Here is an 18841-nt window from a genome sequence, read left to right as displayed (position 1 = left end):
GCGTTATGGTTAGGCGGTCCGGCCATGAGCAACAAGACGCCGCAAAAGCCGCTCACCTACGCCGATGCCGGCGTCTCGATCGCCGCCGGCAACGCGCTGGTCAAGGCGATCGGCCCACTCGCCAGATCGACCGCGCGGCCCGGCGCCAACGCCGAGCTGGGCGGATTCGGCGGCTTTTTCGACCTGAAGGCGGCGGGCTATGATGATCCCCTGCTGGTCGCGGCCAACGATGGTGTCGGGACCAAGCTCAGGCTGGCGATCGAGGCCGGTAAGCACGACGGGGTCGGCATCGACCTGGTCGCGATGTGCGTCAACGATTTGGTCGTCCAGGGCGCCGAGCCGCTGTTTTTTCTCGACTATTACGCAACGGGCAAGCTCGACAACGACGTTGCGGCGGCGGTCGTCGCGTCGATCGCCGACGGGTGCCGACAAGCGGGCTGCGCACTGATCGGCGGCGAGACGGCGGAAATGCCGGGTATGTACTCAGCGGGCGATTACGACCTCGCCGGATTTTGCGTCGGGGCGGTCGATCGGGCCAAGGTTCTGACCGGCAATCGGGTTGAGCCGGGTGACGTCATTTTGGGCCTCGCCAGTTCGGGCGTGCATTCGAACGGATTTTCGCTCGTCCGCCGCCTCATCGAGGTCAATGGCTGGAAGCTCGACCAGGCCGCCCCGTTCGATCAAGCGCGCTTGCTCGGCGGTCTGCTGCTCGAGCCGACCCGCATCTATGTGAAGTGCCTGCTGCCGCTGGTCCGCGCGGGCCGGATCGCTGCCCTGGCGCACATCACCGGCGGCGGCCTGCTCGAAAATATTCCCCGCGTCCTGCCTGGAGGCGCCCATGCAGTGGTCGACGCCGACCTCTGGCCGCTGCCCAAGCTATTCGCCTTCCTCCAGGATGGCGGCGCGATCGAGCCCGCGGAACTGTCGCGGACCTTCAATTGCGGAATCGGCATGGTCGCCATCGTGCACGAGGACGAAGTGGAAGCCGTAACCGCCGCCCTGACGGCGATGGGCGAGACACTGCACCGAATCGGCCGCATCGAGGCCGGCGAGAAAGGCTGCACGGTGCAAGGCAACGCAGGGACGTGGAGCGCGAGCGAGGCTTGGTCGGCCGTGCACCGTGGCTGAGCGCAAACGCATCGCCATCCTGATTTCCGGGCGCGGGTCGAATATGGCCGCGCTGATCTACGCCGCTCGCGCCGACGATTGCCCCTATGAGGTCGCGCTGGTGACCGGCGACAAAGACGACGCGTCGGGCCTCGCACTCGCCCAAGCGGAGGGGGTTTCGGTGTCCAGACTGGACGCGAAGAAGCTCGGCGCATCCTATTGGCATGTATTGGAAAAGACACTCCGCGAGACCGATATCGATGTGATCGCGCTCGCGGGCTTCATGCGCATCCTCCCCGACACATTCGTTGCCAACTGGCAGGGGCAGATCGTCAACATCCACCCTTCGCTCCTGCCCAAGCACAAGGGCCTGAAGGCGCATGACGCGGTGCTGGCGGCGGGCGAGGACGTCACCGGCGCAACCGTCCATCTCGTCACGACGGCTCTGGACGATGGCCCGGCGCTCGGACAGGTCGAAGTGGCGCTGATACCGGGCGACACGGCGGAGACGCTAGCCGAACGCGTCCTGATCGCCGAGCATCAGCTCTATCCGCGAGTCCTCGCCGAGTTCGCGTCCCGCGAAACTGATCCCGACTGGATCGTGGCCAAGGTTGGGGAACTGACGCTGAAGCTGCCCGAGACCCATGCCAAGACCTCGCACGGTTCGCCAGGATGGAGGGTGGGCAGTGAAACCTCGGGCAAATTCTTCGCCTATGTCTCAATCCGCCATCATGGCGAGGCGCCGATCGCCCTGTTGGTCAAGACCAGCGGCCCCGACGAAATGGCGGCGCTGATCGAGGCCAAGCCCGACCTATACTATCGCCCCGCCTATTACGGCGCGTCAGGCTGGATCGCGCTGCGGCTCGACGGCCGGCAGGTCGATTGGGACCATGTCGCGGAGTGGCTCGAGCGGAGTTGGCGGCTGCTTGCACCAGCGCGGCTGACGAGATTGATGAGGGCTGCGGACGAGTTCTAAAGGTCCGCTTTCGACCCAAAACGGGCATGTGGAGGGTCAATGCGTTGGCCGACCTGTCGCCCGGAGTATCATCGCACCTAGGATCAGAACGCTACGCTGGTTTCGCCGATGGGCGGATCTGCCGTTGGAATCTGACAGCCGGCACTCCTGCACCGGATTAGGCATCGGAGGATGCGCTTCTGGTCCGATGCGATCAGATCGGCCCGCATGACCGGCGGGCAGCGGCGGCAATTCGACCGACGAAACACAACAGGGGAGAATATTTAGATGCGAAGTTCATTGCCGGCGGCGCTCCTGATCGCCGCTGCGGCTCTCAGCCTGAATGCCTGCGTTTCTTCCGCGCTACCAGGCATCCCGTCGCAGCCAGGCGCTGCCGATCCGCAGCTCCAGTTGCTCGCGAAGCAGGCGATTCGCTATCAGGATAAGCAGGCACAGCTCGCGCTTGGCATCCGCTACGAATATGGCCGTGGTGTCCCGCTCAATTGGAAATATGCGGCGCAACTCTACCTCGTCGCCGCCAAAAGTTCGGGCGGGGGTAATTTCTCAATGGGTGCCGGGGGGAAGTTGTCGCATGAGGTTGGGCCGCCCCGCCGCAAGGGCCTTCCAGAAGCCAAGGCGCGCTACGAAGCGCTTAGCGCCAAAATGAAAGCCGCTGGCTACCGCTGCACCGGGGCCGGCTGGAGCATGCTCTTCTGTTAAGTTATCTCACAGACAGCAGGGGAAGCTCGCTGCAAGTCCAAGCATAAGCGGCAACGTCTCGCGCGGAGCAGCCGCAATATTCCAATGCTGCTCGATCCTTTGGCGGCGAGCAGCTCGCGCTCAGCCGACGATCTCTTCTTCCTTGAAGAAGTAAGCAATCTCGGTCGCCGCATTCTCATCGCTGTCGGAGCCGTGGACCGAATTGGCCTCGATCGATTCGGCCAGTTCCTTGCGGATCGTGCCGGGTTCGGCATTGTCGGGGTTGGTCGCACCCATGATGTCGCGGTTGCGCTTGACCGCGTCTTCGCCTTCCAGGACCTGCACCACCACCGGGCCCGAGATCATGAAGCTGACGAGGTCGTTGAAGAAAGGACGCTCGCGGTGGACGGCGTAGAAGCCCTCCGCCTGGTCCTGGCTCATATGAATGCGCTTCGAGGCGACAACGCGGAGGCCGGCTTCCTCGAGCATGCGGGTGACCGCGCCGGTCAGGTTGCGGCGGGTGGCGTCGGGCTTGATGATCGAAAAGGTGCGGGTGACCTCCATGAGACGCTCCAAATTTGGGTGGGATCGGGATTGGCCGCGCCCCTAGCCGGAGCGGGTGGGAAGGGCAAGGCTCAGGCTTTTTTCGTCCAGCGCCCGGCGTCTAGTGCCCAGTAGTTGCGCTCGACTCCTTCGCGGCCCGACAGCAATTTCCACGCCAGCCTGGCCGCTTCTAGCGTGGGATCATCGAACAGGAAAAAGGCGCGGTCATACCCCAGCGCCGCGTCGCGCCATTCGCCATCGGCGATAAGCATGTTGCGCGCGAGGTTCGGCGCGTCGGTGCCGGTCGACAGCAACACCGGCTGTGCCGCGTCGTCAGCCCCGCCCGCGAGGCCATGCGGAAGGAAGCTCGCCGCGCCCTGATCCCACAGCATTCGGTCGAGCCGGGCGAGGAGCGCATCGTCGGCGGCGACGATCAGCAGGCGTTGGCCATCTTCGAGCAGCTTGCCGGCGAGCGTGGCGATGATGCCCTCGGGCGGCGCGGCGCCGAGCTGGTAGAAATCAACCCGCACCGGCTCCGCTCGATCAGCCTTCGACTGAGTCGGCGATATATTGGTCGAGCAGGCGCACCCCGAACCCGGTCGCGCCCTTATCGCAGGTCGCGCTCGCCTTGTCCGACCAGGCCATGCCGGCGATGTCGAGGTGGGCCCAGGCGACGCCGTCATCCACAAACCGCTTGATGAACTGCGCCGCCGTAATCGATCCGGCCTCGCGCGGGCCAACGTTCTTCATGTCGGCGATCGGTGAATCGATCAGTCGGTCGTAGGCCTCGCCCAGGGGCTGGCGCCACAACAGGTCGCCGCTGGCATTGGCCGCCCTGATCAGGTTTTTGGCGAGCGACTCGTCGTTGGAAAAAATGCCGGCCATCTCATGGCCAAGGGCGATCACCATCGCTCCGGTCAGCGTGGCGAGATCGACGATAACCTTGGGCTTATATGCTTTTTGCGCCCAGGTGATCGCATCGCACAGCACCAGCCGCCCCTCCGCATCGGTATTGATTACCTCGACCGTCTGGCCTGACATGGTGGTGACCACGTCTCCCGGACGCTGGGCATTGCCGTCCGGCATGTTTTCGACCAGCCCGCACACGCCGATGACATTGGCCTTGGCCTTCCTGCCGGCGAGCGCAAGCAGCGCGCCGGCGACCGCGCCGGCACCGCCCATGTCCCACTTCATCGATTCCATATTTTGTGCCGGTTTGATCGAGATGCCGCCGGTGTCGAAGGTGACGCCCTTGCCGATGAACACGGTCGGCGTGTCGCCTGCCTTGCCGCCGCTCCATTTGAGGACCAGCAACTGCGGTTTGCGGACCGAACCCTGCGACACCCCAAGCAGCGCGCCCATGCCGAGCTTCGTCATCTCCTCGAGCCCTAGCACCTCGAGTTCAAGTCCGCTGTCCTTGACCTCCTCACGGACCCGGGCGACGAAACTCTCAGGGTAAATGATGTTGGCCGGCTCGGTCACCAGTTCACGGGTGAGCGTGACGCCGGAGACGATCGCAGCGTAACGGCTGGCGTAGCGCTCTTCCGCCCCGGCCTTGCCGCCGACGACGGTAATTTCGATCAGCGTTGGCTTCTGCTTGTCCTTGAGGCGCGTGCGATAGCGGTCGAAGCGCCAACTGCGCAACGCCGCGCCGAGCGCCACTCGAGCGGCGGCGTCGGCGTCATAGTTGAGGCCAGTGAGGTCGATCACCGCGTGGCTCTCGCCCGATGTTTGCAACTTCGCCACGGCCGTGCCGCCGAGTTTTTCGGCCGCATCGGATGCGCTGGTGTCGGCACCCGTTCCGACCACCAGCAAACGGCGACCGGAATCGCTTTCGACAAAATGTTCGACCGTTGCGCCGGATTCGCCTTCGAAGCGGCTGCGCTTCAACGTTGCCTCGACCGCAGCCTTGCTCGTTCCCAAGCTGTCGAGCCCGGGTTGTTTCGATCCGGCGGCGGGAAGCACCAGGGCGAAGTCGCCCGCGGGGCGCGTGTCGGCGAAACGGATCAGCATGGGAGTTCTCAATCGATAGTGGGCGCGAAGGTTGCGTCCACTTAGGACGGGCATCGCGTCATGGCAAAGGGGCGGCTGGTCCAAAGGCGGATTGCCGCGTGCCGGTCAAGGTGCAATAGGCTGGGGCCTCAACCATTTGAAACCGGGCGGGACGTTGCGGGCAATAGGATCGATTGGCCTGAGCCTGACGGCGTTGCCGCTGTGTCTGGCGTTTGCAGGACCGGCTTGGGCGCAGCCGACCGGCACCGTTGCGGTCGCGCCGCCGGCCGGGGCTGAGCCGCAGATCGACTTCGCCGCCGACCAGGTCATCTATGACAGCCAGCCCGATATGGTCACCGCTTTGGGGCAGGTACGGATGTCGCGTGACGGCAATTACCTTGCCGCTGACAAGGTCAGCTGGGACCGCAAGAGCGGAAAGGTCGTTGCCGAAGGCAATGTCATGGTGGTCAACCCAGAAGGCGACAAGTTGATCGGCGACCGTGTCGACCTGACCGATTCGCTCAAGGACGGGACGATCGATAATCTGCTGATCGTGTTGGAAAGTGGGGGACGCATCGCCGCGGTGCGGGGAACGCGAAACGGCAATCAGACCGATTTGACCAACGCCGTTTATTCGCCCTGCCCGGTGACAACACCGGCCGGCTGTCCCAAAAACCCCAGTTGGAAGATCACCGCGGCGCGTGTCGTGCACGACAAAACGACCGGGCGCGTTCGCTTTGCCGGCGGGCGGCTCAACATCCTCGGCTTGACCCTGCCGCTGCTGCCGATTTTCAGCGTCGGCGACGGTTCGCAGAAGGGTGGTACGACCGGTGCGCTGATCCCCGGCATTCGCCTCGACAGCAACAACGGGCTGGAGCTCAGCCTGCCCTATTACTGGCGGGTCGATCGCAACCGCGACCTGACCGTAACGCCTCACATCTACACCAACTCCGCGCCAGCCATCGAGGCGCAGTGGCGGCATTTGACCTCGATCGGTGCCTACCAGCTGGGCGGATTCGTAACCTACGGCGATATCGAGGATCCCGACTTCAACGACCTCACCGCCAATTCGAACAAGGGCGTTCGCGGCTATTTCGAGGGGAATGGTCGGTTTCAACTCGATCCGCTGTGGACCGTGACCAGCGCCTTTCGCGTCGCCACCGATCGCACCGTTACGCGCCGCTATGACATCACCCGCGACGACCGCCTGCGCAGCTTTGCCAACGCCGAACGGATCAGCCTCGACAGCTATGTCTCGATCGCCGGCTGGGCGTTCCAGGGGCTTCGCACCGACGATGTGCAAAAGCGCATTCCGATTGCCCTGCCCGCGGTCGATGCCCATTTCCGGCTCGCTGACCCGCTGCTCGGCGGCAAGATCGAGCTCCAGGCTAACAGCCTCGCCATTCTACGCCGGGACGGACAGGACACGCAGCGGGCCTTTGCGAGCGCCCAATGGAATTTGCGGCGAGTGACGCACTGGGGCCAGGAAGTGTTGCTGACCGCCTATGGCCGCGCCGATGCTTATCATACCGACGATTCGGCAAGCACCAGCGTCGTCAGCTACCGCGGCGAGGACGGTTGGCAATTTCGTGGAATCGGGGCGCTCGCGGCCGACGCGCGCTGGCCCCTGATCGGCGCGCTGTGGGGCGGTACTCAGCGACTGACGCCCCGGGTGCAGCTGGTGCTGACGCCGCCGACGCCAAATCTGAAGATTCCCAACGAGGATGCGCGCTCGGTCGACCTGGAAGACAGCAACCTGTTCGCCTTGAACCGCTTCCCAGGCTACGACCGGTGGGAGGACGGATCGCGCGTGACCTATGGCGTCGAATGGGCAGTCGACCGGCCCAACCTGTCGATCCAGACCGTGATCGGCCAAAGCTATCGCTTGACCCGGCGCGAGAATATTTTCCCCGACGGTACCGGCCTGACCGATCGCCTGTCGGACGTCGTCGGCCGCACCAGGGTCCGGTTCGGCAGCTTCATCGACTTCACGCACCGTTTCCGGCTCGACAAGGATAATTTGGCGATCCGGCGTAGCGAAGTCGATTTGACCGTCGGCACCGACCGCACCTATGCCCAAATTGGCTACCTTCGCCTCAATCGCGACATTTCGACCGCGATCGAAGATCTTCGTGACAAGGAAGAGTTGCGGCTGGCTGGGCGGTGGCAATTTCATCGCTTTTGGGCAGTGTATGGATCGACTGTACTCGACCTGACCGATGCCGCCGAGGATCCGCTGAGCCGGGCCGACGGGTTCGACCCAGTGCGGCATCGTCTGGGCGTCACTTATGAGGATGACTGTCTGGAGCTTGGCGTGGCGTGGAAGCGCGACTATGAGCGCCTCGGGCAGTTTCGCAAGGGCAGCACATTTTCGGTCAATTTCGCGTTGAAAGGAATTGGCCGCTAAGCTGCGGTTCAGGCCGCAAGCGTAAAGGCTTTTTTCCCAAAGCGTTGGCGACAAAAGGATTCCCGGGGTGGTATTGAAGCAGATTGAAGCGAAGGGCCGACCGGCCCGGTACATCCCGTTGGCTATTGGTCTTGCGATGACCGCCACGGCGGTGTTGGCGGCGCAAGGCTCCTTGCCCCCCACGGCCGAGCCGCAAGTCGACTCGACCGCGACCCTCAAGCTACCCGAAAATCCGCAGGTGTTCGGATCGGCGATGCCATCGGTGTTCAAGGCCACCGCCATCGTCAATGGCGAGGTCATCACCCAGACCGACATCGACCATCGCCTCGCCTTGCTCGCGATCGCCAACGGCGGACAGATTCCCGCCAACGAGATCGATGCCCTGCGCCAACAGGTGCTTCGCAACCTGATAGACGAGACGCTGCAGATTCAGGCCGCCAAGTCCGAGGAAATCGAAATCAAGGACGCCGACGTCGACAAGACCGTCGCACGCGTCGCCGGCAACGTGAAGCAAACGCCCGATCAAATGGCGTCTTACCTCAAGTCACGCGGGTCCTCGATCCGCTCGATCCGCCGCCAGATCACCGGCGAAATCGCCTGGCGCCGCCTCCAGTCGAAAAAGATCGAATCCTCGGTCAACGTCGGCGACGAGGAGGTCCAGGCGGTCGTCAAAAAGCTGGAGGCCTCGAAGGGCACCGAGGAATTCCGGGTCGGCGAGATTTTCCTGCCAGCCAACACCGCCAATGCGCAGCAGGCGGAAACCAACGCGGCCAAGATTTTCGCTGCGCTGCAGCAGGGCGGGTCGTTCGTGGGCTATGCCCGTCAATATAGCGAAGCATCGACCGCGGCTGTTGGCGGCGACCTGGGCTGGGTTCGCCCCGAACAGCTGCCCGACCAGCTGGCGACCATCATCCGAACGATGCGCCCCGGCCAAGTGTCGCAACCGATCAGGCTGCCAGGCGGCTATTCGATCATGGCTGTTCAGGATGTCCGCAAGATTGGCACTGCCGATCCGCGCAGCGCGTTACTGACGTTGAAACAGATTTCGATTACCCTTCCCAAGGGCACTACCGCTGCCCAAGGCCAGCCGATCGTCGCGAGGTTCGCCCAAGGGGCGCAGACCATCGGCGGGTGTGGCGGGGCCGATAAGCTGGCAGCCGACCTTCATGGCGAAGTGATCGAATCGGATCAGGTGAAGATGCGTGACCTCCCGCCTGCTCTGCAAGAAATGATGCTGCAAATGCAGGTTGGCCAGGCGACTCGTCCATTCGGCTCGATCGACGAGGGCATTCGCGTCCTTGTGCTGTGCGGGCGCGATGAGGTGGACGCGACCGCGCCGACCTTCGACCAGGTTTACGCGCAGATGAACGAGGAGCGCGTCAACCTTCGCGCGCGGCGCTACCTGCGCGATCTGCGCCGTGACGCGGTGATCGACTTCCGCTAGAGCGGAAGCCATAATGGCATCAAGGCATCGTCCGCTCGCCGTCTCTCTCGGCGACCCCGCCGGGATTGGGCCTGAAGTCGTCGGCAAGTGCTGGGATAATCGCGACCGGTTCGGCTTGATGCCATTTATCGCTATCGGCGACCCGCGTAGTCTGGCTGCGGTGTGGGACGGGCCGATCGCCGCGATTGATGATCCCGACGAAGCCGACAGCGCGTTCGATGTCGGCCTGCCGATCCTTGCCATTCCGGCGCCCGAAGCTGATATTCCCGGCCACCCGAGCATCGCTGGCGCGCATTGTTCACTCGACGCGCTGGAGCTCGCGGTGGGTCTTGCGCGGTCGGGGTCAGTCGGAGCGATGATCACCGGGCCGGTATCCAAACAGCAATTATACGCGATCGGGTTTTCACACCCGGGACAGACGGAATTTGTCGCCGAGCGGTGCGGAATTTCGCCGGGCAATGTCGCGATGATGCTGGCCGGGCCGACGCTGAGAACGGTTCCGGTCACGACCCACATCCCGCTTGCCCAGGTCGCCGATGTGCTGACCGCCGCGCTGATCGAAGCGCGCGGCCGGGCTGCGCTCCGCGGTCTTCAGCGCAATTTTGGAATCGCCGAGCCGCGGTTGGCGGTCGCCGGGCTCAATCCCCACGCCGGCGAAGGCGGATCGCTAGGCCGTGAGGAAATCGAAATAATCATCCCGGCGATCGAGGCGCTACGCGCCGAGGGGTGGCGGGTAACCGGGCCCCACGCCGCGGACGCGATGTTCCACGGCGCCGCGCGTGGGCAATATGACGCGGCGCTGTGCATGTATCATGACCAGGCGCTGATCCCGTTGAAGACCCTGCACTTCGAGGAAGGCGTCAACATCACGCTCGGGCTGCCGATTGTGCGCACCTCTCCCGATCATGGCACCGCTTTCGACATCGCCGGGCAGGACCGCGCCGATCCGCATGCCATGGCCGCCGCGCTCCGGATGGCGGCCGATGCCGCCTATGTCCGCCAGTCGGCCTGCCCATGAGCGACGGCGCCGAGCCGCTGCGTGACGTCATCGCCCGCCACGGGCTCCAGGCGACCAAGGCGCTGGGCCAGAATTTCATTCTCGACCGCCAGCTGCTGGCGCGGATTGCCGCGATCCCCGGGCCGCTCGATGGCAAGACCGTTTATGAAGTGGGTCCTGGCCCGGGCGGGTTGACCCGCGCCCTGCTCGATACCGGCGCCCGTGTCGTTGCCGTGGAGCGGGATCGGCGGTGCCTGCCCGCGCTGGCCGAGCTCGAGCAGGAGGCCAAGGGTCGGTTGCGGACCATCTCCGGCGACGCGCTCGACATCGACGAGCGCGCCGAGATTGGCGATGGCGCCCCTATCGTCGCCAACCTTCCGTATAACGTCGGGACGGCCCTATTGCTGCGCTGGCTCGGCGGGTCGTGGCCGCCATGGTGGTCGTCCCTGACTCTGATGTTCCAGCGCGAGGTCGCCGAGCGGATCGTCGCCAAACCCGGCGGCGAACATTATGGCCGTCTGGCGATCGCGGCCCAATGGCGGGCGGTTCCGAAAATCGCCATGTTGGTCCATCGCTCGTCGTTCGTGCCGCCACCCAAGGTCGCTTCAGCGGTGATCCACCTCGTCCCTGCTCCGCAGCCGGAGGGGGTAGATCCAGCTGTGATCGAGCGCCTGACTGCCGCCGCATTCGGGCAGCGCCGCAAGATGCTGCGGTCGAGCCTCAAGGCCATGCCCGGCGCGCTTGAAGAGCTTGAACCGCTCGGCATTGACCCGGAGCGTCGCGCCGAGACGCTCAGCATCGACGACTATGTCGCGCTGGCTCGAGCCCTGTCGTAATCGATTAGTTGGATTTGGGCGTCGGGGCCGGCTTGACCGCAGCTAACGCCGGGCCGCGACCGATCGCGGTCGATAGCAGCGCAACTTCGGCGCAGCCCTTGGGGCCGCACAGTTTCTGCAGCTTGGCCAGCGTTTCGCGAGCCCGCGGCAGCGCACCCAGCTCGACCATGGCCTCGCCCTGCACTTGCAGCGCGGAACGATCAGTCGGCTCCAGCGCCAGCGCCTTGTTGGTCATGCGGATCGCCTGACCGAACAACTGCTGCTTGATCGCCACCCGCGCGAGATCGACAAATGCAGCGCGGTTCTTAGGATCGACCGCCAGCGCCGTTTCGAGACTTTCGTCGGCCTCCAGCAGCTTGCCTTGCGCGATCAGGGCCTCGCCCTTCTTCAGCAGCGCGACCGATTGCGGCGCGATCTGGTCATCGGGCCGCTGTCCGATCAGGACCCCCGGCATGGTCGAAGCGGCAAGGCCGAGGCACAGAACAAGCGGGGTCAGGCGCATTACAATCTCCAACCAGTCGCGACCGCCTAGCACGGCCTGCCGAAGCGCGCGACGAAAAAGCCGTCGGTGGCGTCATGCGCCGGAGTCAGCAACCGCCCCGGTCCATCACGTCGTCCGCCTCCCGCAACGAATAAATCATCCTGCGCGATCCAAGATGAACGGCGGCCTAAGAAGCTGGCCGCCTGGTCGGCGCCTTCCGCCGATAGGATCGAACAGGTCGCGTAAACCAGCGCGCCGCCGGGCTTAACCAGCGGCGCGGCGAGGTCGAGCAGATGCGCCTGGACCTCGACCAGCCGGGCGAGCCGATCCGGCGTCAGCCGCCAGCGCCCTTCGGGGGTCCGGCGCCACGTGCCCGACCCACTGCACGGCGCATCAACCAGAACGACATCGCATTGACCGTCGAGATCGGCCAGCTGCTCGGCCTCGCGGCCGCCATCGAGCAGGCGCGTCTCGATCGTCGCCCCGGCTCGCGCGGCGCGGGGCGCAAGCTGCGACAAGCGGGCGCGGTTGGTGTCGCTGGCGATGATCGTCGCACCGGGCGCGGCGGCGGCGAGCGCCAACGCCTTACCCCCAGCCCCAGCGCACAAGTCGAGAATGCGCATTTTATCGGCCGGGGCGCAGGCGAGCGCGATCAGCTGACTACCTTCGTCCTGGATTTCGACGAGGCCATCGATGAAGGCGGGGTGAGCGTCGATGCGATTGTCCGGCGGGAGGCGCAGGCCCCATGGGCTAAGCTTGGTCGGTGTTGCGCCCTCGAACGCCGCCACCATGGCGTCGCGGATGGTTCGCGCTCCATTGATGCGCAAATCGAGCGGAGCGCGGCCGAGCAGCGCTGGCCGTTCGTCGGCGGTGATGAGCGACGACAGTTGTTGTTCAATCCAGTCGGGAAATAACGCCGGATTGGCGGGCCGTTCCCCGTCTACAAGGGCGCGGGGACCATGCGGCGAGTCGTCAAACAGCAGGCCCAGTTCGTCATCGGCCGAAGCCAGGCCGAGCATAGCCGAGCGCCCGCTGACAGGGCGCTCTCCTGCCCGCCGGATCGCGCGATAGGCAAGCTCGCGCACAGCGCGACGGTCCTTCGATCCGGCATAGCGACGCATCTTGAAGTAACGATGGACGATGGCATCGGCCGGCGGCCCGTCGGCGATCGACGAGGCGATCACTTCGTCGAGAATCTCGATCGCCGCCTGAACGCGGGCAGAAGGCGTCATGAGTTAGCGCGTTGGGTAATTGGGAGCCTCGCGGGTGATGGCCACGTCGTGGACATGGCTTTCCGACAACCCGGCGTTGGTAATCCGCACAAACCGTGCGCGCCGTTGCAGCTCGGGAATCGTCTGCGATCCCGTGTAGCCCATCGCCGCCTTAACCCCGCCGACCAGCTGATGGACGATGTCGCGTACCGGACCCTTGTAGGGCACTTGGCCCTCGATGCCTTCAGGGACGAGCTTGAGTTGGTCCTTGATGTCCTGCTGAAAATAACGGTCGGCCGATCCACGAGCCATCGCGCCGACGCTGCCCATGCCGCGATAAGATTTATAGGCGCGGCCCTGATAGAGGAAGGTCTCGCCCGGCGCCTCCTCGGTGCCGGCTAGAAGCGAACCAACCATCACGGTCGAAGCGCCCGCGGCGAGCGCCTTGGCAATGTCCCCCGAGGTGCGGATGCCGCCATCGGCGATTACCGGTATGCCCTGCTCCGCCGCCGCCTTCGACGCGGCCATGATCGCCGAGAGTTGCGGCACGCCGACGCCGGCAACGATCCGCGTGGTGCAGATCGACCCGGGACCGATGCCGACCTTGATCGCATCGGCCCCCGCCCCGGCCAGCGCCCGCGCCGCCTCGGCGGTGGCGATGTTGCCGGCGATCACCTGGACGCTGTTCGACAGTTTCTTGACCCGCTCGACCGCGCGCGAGACGTCATGGTTATGACCGTGCGCGGTGTCGATGACGATGCAGTCGACCCCGGCGTCGATCAGCGCCTCGGACCGCTCGAATCCATTGTCGCCGACCGTCGTCGCCGCAGCGACGCGGAGGCGGCCCTGCGCGTCCTTGGTCGCGTGGGGGCTGGCGACCGCTTTCTCGATATCCTTGACCGTGATCAGCCCGACGCAGTGATGCGCCTCGTCAACCACCAGCAATTTTTCGATCCGCCGCTGATGAAGCAGGCGCCGGGCCTCCTCCTGGCTGGTGCCGAGCGGGACGGTGGCAAGATTGTCGGCGGTCATCAGTTCGCGCACCGGCTGACGCGGGTTCTCGGCGAAACGGACGTCGCGATTGGTGAGGATGCCGACGAGCTTGCCCGACGCCTCGACGATCGGGATGCCCGAGATACGGTGAACCTTCATCAGGTCGAACGCTTCGGCCAGCGTCTGATCGGGAGTCATGGTGATCGGGTTGACGACCATGCCGCTTTCGAACCTTTTGACGGCGCGCACCGCCGCCGACTGCGCGTCGAGATCGAGATTGCGGTGGAGCACGCCGATTCCGCCAAGCTGGGCCAGCGCGATCGCCATGTCGGCCTCGGTCACCGTGTCCATCGCCGCCGACAGCAACGGGATGTGGAGCGGAATATCGCGAGTGAGGAAAGTACGGGTGTCGGCACTAGAGGGGAGCACACCGGATTCGAGCGGCTGCAACAGCACGTCGTCGAAGGTCAGCCCGAGAGGAATGTCATCGTGGAGGAGGTCGGCCATGCGGGCCTTTGGCAGGGTCGGCGCGATTCGCCAACCCCGTCAGTGGGGCGACCGCGCCAGCAGTCGCCGCGCGGCAGCGACGTGCATTGTCTCGACCATCGCCCCTTCGAACCGTTCGGCGCCACCGCCAGCCGCCTCGATCAGACGGCGGGCGCGGGCGATTTCCTCCGGCGTCGGAGCGAAGGCCGCTTGGCAGGCGGCGATCTGGTCGGGGTGGATCAGCGACTTGCCGTCGAACCCAAGACGGCGCGAATCGGCGCATTCGGCCGCGAGCTCATCGGGATCGTCTAGCCGATTGAAAACTCCGTCGAACGCGGCGACGCCCGCCGCGCGCGCCGCCAGCACCACCGTCTGCAACGCCATCTGCATCTGTTGGCGACCGGCGCCAGACGGCAGGCGAAGATCGGCGGCCAAATCGTTAGTTCCCGCGATCAACGCCTGAGCGACGCGCGCGATTCCCGGCGCGGCAAGCACGCCAGCAGCTGTCTCGATCATTGCCAGTACCGGTTTGCCGGTTTGCGCCGCCACTCGTGCGACACCGTCGACGCCTTGCGTCCGGGGGGTGACGACCATGGCAGCGGCGGATTTCGCGACCGCCGCGACATCGGCGTCGAACCATAGGCTTGCGACCCCGTTGATGCGGATCGCGACGGGCATCGGCCATTGCTCGGCTACTGCCGCCACTGCCGCCTCGCGCGCCGCCTCCTTGTCGTCCGGCTTCACCGCATCCTCCAGGTCGAGGATGACGAGGTCGGCGTCGCTGGCCCGCGCCCTGGCGATGGCACGCGGATTGCTGGCCGGGAGGAACAGCAGCGCCCGTTTGTCGAACAGGTCGAGCGGGCTTTCTTTGTTCATTGGCCGAATTTTCCTTCCACGAGGCTCAAAGCCGCTCCATCATGGCGGCCGAAAAGGGGAGAGTCATGATCGAAATATTCATGGTCGCGTTTGTCGTCCTAGTGCTGTTGCTGGTGATGTCGGGCGTCAAGATAGTCCATCAGGGCTATCGCTACACGATCGAGCATTTCGGGCGGTTCACGCGGGTAGCCGAGCCGGGGATCAACTTCGTCATTCCGTTCGTCACCCGCGTCGGGCGCAAGATCAACATGATGGAGCAGGTGCTCGACATCCCGGGGCAGGAAATCATCACCAAGGACAACGCCATGGTGGCGGTCGATGGCGTGGTATTCTTCCAGGTGCTCGACGCGGCCAAAGCGGCCTATGAGGTCAGTGATCTCTATACCGCAATCATGGCCCTTTCGACGACCAATTTGCGCACCGTCATGGGGTCGATGGACCTGGATGAGACGCTCTCCAAACGCGACGAGATCAACGCCCGGCTGCTCGCGGTGGTCGATCATGCCACCGAAAGCTGGGGCGTGAAGATCACCCGGGTCGAGCTGAAGGATATTCGCCCGCCAGCGGACATCGTCAACGCCATGACACGGCAGATGAAAGCCGAGCGCGAGAAGCGTGCCGCGATCCTCGAAAGCGAGGGCATGCGCCAGTCCGAAATCCTGCGCGCCGAGGGCGAGAAGCAAGCCCGAATCCTGCAGGCCGAGGGGCAGAAGGAAGCCGCTTTCCGCGACGCCGAAGCCCGCGAGCGGGCAGCCCAGGCTGAAGCCAATGCGACCAAATCGGTCAGCGACGCGATCGCCGGCGGCAGCGCCCAGGCGATCAATTATTTCATCGCCCAGAAATATGTCGAAGCGCTCGGCAAGTTCGCAACCTCGCCCAACTCCAAGACCATCCTCTTCCCGCTGGAAGCGACCCAATTGATGGGCACGCTGGGCGGCATCGGTGAACTGGCGCGCGAAGTATTCGGCAAAGACGGTGCCGTCACCGTCCCGGTTCGGTCCAAGACGAGTGGTAGCGGCCTGCCCAAGGTCGAGAGCTGATGTTCAAGGGGATCGAACCCGGTTGGCTGTGGGCGATCGGGGGGGTCGTCCTGCTGATTGCCGAAGTGCTGGCACCGGGGTTTTTCCTGCTGTTCATCGGCGCCGCGGCCGTTGCAACCGGGTTGTTCACCCTGCTGTTCGATCTCAGCACGGTGCCGCAACTCGTGCTGTTCGCCATCTACACCGCGCTGGCGGTGATGATCGGCAAGCGCTGGTATGCGCAGCCCAACACCCCTGACCAGAATCTGCGCCTCAATGATCCAGGCAGTCGGCTGGTCGGCAAGTCGGTGGTGGTCGTCGATCCGATCGACGAACATGGCGGGCGGGTGCGGGTCGGCGACGGCGAATGGACTGCGCGCGGCGGCCCGGCGGCGGTCGGCGATCGGGTTACGATCACTGGGGTCAAGGGCAATTGTCTGACCGTCGAGCCGATGCAGTTCCTTCCCCCTGAGTAATTCGGAGCGTTCAATATGACTGACCTCGGTTTTTCACGCCGTCAGGCGCTAGGCACACTGTCGGCGGGGGTCGCCGCGGTTGCCCTGCCCGGCTGCATCACGCTGCCAGCCAGTCGATCCGGCAGGCGCCCAATCGGTGCGGCCGAGGCGGGATCGCTGATCGAATCGCTCGGCGACAATCTGCTGGGGCTTTATCCCGAGTCCGCGACCAGCCTCGCGCTCGACATCGGTGCTCGTGCCCCGCTGCGCTCGCTGCTCACCGACCGTTCGCCGGGTGGGCAGCGCCATATCGCCGACGTCGTCCGCGCCGATCTCGCTCGCGCCGAATCGGTGAACACCGCCGCGCTCGACCATTCGACCGCGACGAGTTTTGCCGTCGTCCGCTCCGCCTATCGTACCGCGCTCGAAGGCTTCGCCTTTCCATACGGAGACGTCGCGGTCGGAGGCTATCGCAACACGCCTTATGTGGTGATCCAGAATGTCGGCGCGTTCATCGACGTCCCGCGTTTTCTCGACACCGACCACCCGGTCAAAAACGTGGCGGATGCCGAGGCTTATTTGACTCGTCTCGGCAGCTACGCCGGGCAACTGGACGGGGAGACCGAGCGGCTCCGTTCAGCCACGGCGCAAGGCGTCATCCCGCCAGCTTTCCTGCTCGACAAAGCGATCAAGCAGCTTGGCCTCAGCCTCAATGGCGCGCGCAAGGGCGGCGGATTGGTCGATAGCCTTACCGGGCGGACGAAAAACATCGCCGGCGACTGGCGCGGCCGCGCCCTGGCGATCGCCACCGGCCAGGTCGCACCCGCGCTCGAGCGGCAGCTTGCCGAGCTTCAACGCCAGCGCAACCGCGCGACCACAGACGCCGGCGTGTGGGCACGGCCGATGGGCGAAGCCTATTATCGCTGGGCGCTGAAGGCCTCGACCACGACCAGCCAGTCGCCCGAGGAAATCCACCAGCTAGGCCTCGACCAGGTGCGCGCATTGCAGGCGCGGATGGACCCGATCCTCCGCAGCTTAGGATATACCAAGGGCTCGGTCGGAGCGCGTATGAACGCGCTGGCCAAGGATCCGCGTTACAAATTCAGCGATGGCGACAAGGGCCGCGCGGAGATTTTCGCTTTCATCCAGGAACGATTGCAGATCATTCGCGGCGTGTTGCCCCGCGCCTTCCGTACGCTGGTCAAGGGCAATTTGGAGGTTAAGCGCTTGCCGCCCGAGGAAGAACCCGGCGCTCCCGGTGCCTATGGCGGCGCGGGCTCACCCGACGGCACGATCCCCGGCAAATTCTGGATCAACCTGCGCTCGACCGACCTGCACAGCAAATATAGCCTGCCCGACCTTGCCGCGCATGAGGCGATTCCCGGCCATGTTTGGCAGGGCGAATATGCCAACCAGCTACCGGTGATCCGCACCCTGCTGGCGTTCAATGCCTATTCCGAAGGCTGGGCGCTTTACGCCCAGCAGCTGGTCGACGAGTTGGGCGTCTATGATGATTTGCCAGTCGCTCGATTGGGCTATCTGCAGTCGCTCAATTTCCGCGCCTGCCGCCTGGTGGTCGACACCGGTCTCCACGCCAAGCGCTGGACGCGCGAGCAGGGGGCTGCCTATTTCGTCGAGGTCAACGGCTCCAACCCGCTCGAAGTCGCCAATGAGGTCGACCGCTATTGCAGCTGGCCCGGCCAAGCCTGCGGCTACAAGGTCGGCCACAACGAGATCGGCCGCCTGCGCGGGGTGGCCCAAGCCGCGCTCGGACCCAAATACGACCTGCGCGACTATAACGACGCGGTGGTCAAGGGCGGGAACGTCCCGCTCGACGTCCTGGCAAAGAACGTCGACGACTTTGTCTCGAAGGCGAAGGCGGCGGCAGCTGTCTAGGGCAACGCCGCTAGATCCGGTGGTACGAATCCCCGCCTGGCCTTCACCGAGAACAGGCGCTCAGCGCTGTAAAATCGCAGCGGCCAGTCGCGGCGGCCCATGGGGGAGAGCAGCAGCTCGTTGACCAGTTCGTGCAGCGGGTCGTCGGGATCGGCCTCCGTCAGAAATAGCCGCACGCCATGCAGGAACATTCGCGTAATCGTGTCGTGATAGCCCTGCTTATCATCGTTCACGCCGCCCACGCTCTCGTTGTAGCCGCGAATGATGGCGGGAAGCTGGACATCCAGATCGATGTCCGGGCGGCGGGTAAGGAGATAGGTCGTGGCGGCGAGGTGCGCCTCGGTGCGTCCAGTCGGCACGCGGCAATGTGCATGCAAGGAGGCCTTCGCCGATCCGCTCGATGCCGGCGTCGTCGCCAAATAGTCTGGGCTTGCAGTCGGTCAT

Annotated in this window: 18 protein-coding genes; 10 read left to right on the top strand and 8 right to left on the bottom strand. The window is 64.8% G+C overall.

The window, feature by feature from the left end; genetic code table 11:
• Positions 1 to 24: 24 nt before the first annotated feature.
• The 3 genes from purM (at position 25) to H0W65_RS00170 (ending at position 2782) form a co-directional block, all read left to right on the top strand.
• Positions 25 to 1128: a phosphoribosylformylglycinamidine cyclo-ligase gene (gene purM / locus H0W65_RS00180; RefSeq protein WP_294002563.1), complete on the top strand. Its 1104-nt coding sequence runs from the start codon at positions 25 to 27 to the stop codon at positions 1126 to 1128.
• Positions 1121 to 2083, top strand: coding sequence for a phosphoribosylglycinamide formyltransferase (gene purN, locus H0W65_RS00175; protein WP_294002560.1), 963 nt, complete (start codon positions 1121 to 1123; stop codon positions 2081 to 2083). The genes purM and purN overlap by 8 nt, the downstream gene beginning before the upstream one ends.
• A 267-nt stretch (positions 2084 to 2350) precedes the next feature.
• Positions 2351 to 2782 (top strand): SEL1-like repeat protein, encoded by a 432-nt coding sequence (locus H0W65_RS00170; RefSeq protein ID WP_294002557.1) that lies wholly within the window; start codon positions 2351 to 2353, stop codon positions 2780 to 2782.
• Positions 2783 to 2902: 120 nt separating this feature from the next.
• On the opposite strand, the gene ndk is transcribed toward H0W65_RS00170, so the two are convergent.
• The 3 genes from ndk to H0W65_RS00155 form a co-directional block, all read right to left on the bottom strand.
• The gene (gene ndk, locus H0W65_RS00165) at positions 2903 to 3325 is read right to left on the bottom strand and encodes a nucleoside-diphosphate kinase (protein ID WP_294002554.1); all 423 of its coding nucleotides are present in this window, start codon (positions 3323 to 3325) and stop codon (positions 2903 to 2905) included.
• Between the two features lie 71 nt (positions 3326 to 3396).
• Positions 3397 to 3834, bottom strand: coding sequence for a DNA polymerase III subunit chi (locus H0W65_RS00160; protein ID WP_294002551.1), 438 nt, complete (start codon positions 3832 to 3834; stop codon positions 3397 to 3399).
• A gap of 13 nt (positions 3835 to 3847) precedes the next feature.
• The gene (locus H0W65_RS00155) at positions 3848 to 5317 is read right to left on the bottom strand and encodes a leucyl aminopeptidase (RefSeq protein ID WP_294002548.1); all 1470 of its coding nucleotides are present in this window, start codon (positions 5315 to 5317) and stop codon (positions 3848 to 3850) included.
• A 91-nt stretch (positions 5318 to 5408) separates the two neighbouring features.
• Here H0W65_RS00155 and H0W65_RS00150 point away from each other — a divergent pair, with 91 nt between their 5' ends.
• From H0W65_RS00150 to rsmA, 4 genes are all read left to right on the top strand, one after another.
• Positions 5409 to 7703 (top strand): LPS assembly protein LptD, encoded by a 2295-nt coding sequence (locus tag H0W65_RS00150; protein WP_294002545.1) that lies wholly within the window; start codon positions 5409 to 5411, stop codon positions 7701 to 7703.
• A gap of 118 nt (positions 7704 to 7821) precedes the next feature.
• Positions 7822 to 9147 (top strand): peptidylprolyl isomerase, encoded by a 1326-nt coding sequence (locus H0W65_RS00145; RefSeq protein WP_294002543.1) that lies wholly within the window; start codon positions 7822 to 7824, stop codon positions 9145 to 9147.
• Positions 9148 to 9160: 13 nt separating this feature from the next.
• Complete coding sequence (pdxA, locus tag H0W65_RS00140; RefSeq protein ID WP_294002541.1) at positions 9161 to 10165, top strand: 4-hydroxythreonine-4-phosphate dehydrogenase PdxA; 1005 nt, start codon at positions 9161 to 9163, stop codon at positions 10163 to 10165.
• A complete protein-coding gene (gene rsmA, locus H0W65_RS00135) occupies positions 10162 to 10980 on the top strand; it encodes a 16S rRNA (adenine(1518)-N(6)/adenine(1519)-N(6))-dimethyltransferase RsmA (protein ID WP_294002538.1) in 819 nt (272 codons plus the stop codon). Before pdxA ends, rsmA begins: the two co-directional genes overlap by 4 nt.
• 4 nt (positions 10981 to 10984) lie before the next feature.
• Here rsmA and H0W65_RS00130 read toward each other — a convergent pair whose 3' ends face one another.
• The 4 genes from H0W65_RS00130 to H0W65_RS00115 are packed head-to-tail and all read right to left on the bottom strand — an operon-like array spanning position 10985 to position 15027.
• Positions 10985 to 11482 carry a tetratricopeptide repeat protein gene (locus tag H0W65_RS00130; protein WP_294002536.1) on the bottom strand — a complete coding sequence of 166 codons (498 nt, stop codon included), beginning with the start codon at positions 11480 to 11482 and terminating at the stop codon, positions 10985 to 10987.
• A gap of 26 nt (positions 11483 to 11508) precedes the next feature.
• Positions 11509 to 12693: an RsmB/NOP family class I SAM-dependent RNA methyltransferase gene (locus H0W65_RS00125; RefSeq protein WP_294002533.1), complete on the bottom strand. Its 1185-nt coding sequence runs from the start codon at positions 12691 to 12693 to the stop codon at positions 11509 to 11511.
• Positions 12694 to 12696: 3 nt separating this feature from the next.
• On the bottom strand, positions 12697 to 14172 hold the full coding sequence (guaB, locus tag H0W65_RS00120) for an IMP dehydrogenase (protein ID WP_294002530.1): 1476 nt from the start codon (positions 14170 to 14172) through the stop codon (positions 12697 to 12699).
• Positions 14173 to 14211: 39 nt separating this feature from the next.
• Positions 14212 to 15027, bottom strand: a complete 816-nt coding sequence (locus H0W65_RS00115) for a CoA ester lyase (protein ID WP_294002527.1) — start codon at positions 15025 to 15027, stop codon at positions 14212 to 14214.
• A 65-nt stretch (positions 15028 to 15092) separates the two neighbouring features.
• Between H0W65_RS00115 and H0W65_RS00110 the strand changes: the two genes are divergently transcribed.
• The 3 genes from H0W65_RS00110 to H0W65_RS00100 are packed head-to-tail and all read left to right on the top strand — an operon-like array spanning position 15093 to position 18397.
• Positions 15093 to 16067, top strand: coding sequence for an SPFH domain-containing protein (locus H0W65_RS00110; protein WP_294002524.1), 975 nt, complete (start codon positions 15093 to 15095; stop codon positions 16065 to 16067).
• A complete protein-coding gene (locus H0W65_RS00105) occupies positions 16067 to 16522 on the top strand; it encodes an NfeD family protein (RefSeq protein WP_294002521.1) in 456 nt (151 codons plus the stop codon). Before H0W65_RS00110 ends, H0W65_RS00105 begins: the two co-directional genes overlap by 1 nt.
• A 15-nt stretch (positions 16523 to 16537) precedes the next feature.
• On the top strand, positions 16538 to 18397 hold the full coding sequence (locus H0W65_RS00100) for a DUF885 family protein (RefSeq protein ID WP_294002518.1): 1860 nt from the start codon (positions 16538 to 16540) through the stop codon (positions 18395 to 18397).
• Here H0W65_RS00100 and H0W65_RS00095 read toward each other — a convergent pair.
• Positions 18394 to 18816 carry a hypothetical protein gene (locus tag H0W65_RS00095; protein WP_294002515.1) on the bottom strand — a complete coding sequence of 141 codons (423 nt, stop codon included), beginning with the start codon at positions 18814 to 18816 and terminating at the stop codon, positions 18394 to 18396. The genes H0W65_RS00100 and H0W65_RS00095 overlap by 4 nt on opposite strands.
• Positions 18817 to 18841 lie beyond the last annotated feature (25 nt).

This window comes from Sphingomonas sp. (genome assembly GCF_013816785.1).
Taxonomy (GTDB): Bacteria; Pseudomonadota; Alphaproteobacteria; order Sphingomonadales; family Sphingomonadaceae; genus Sphingomicrobium.
The sequence above is the reverse complement of the archived record's forward strand: the minus strand, read 5'-3'. Positions and strand labels throughout refer to the sequence as shown.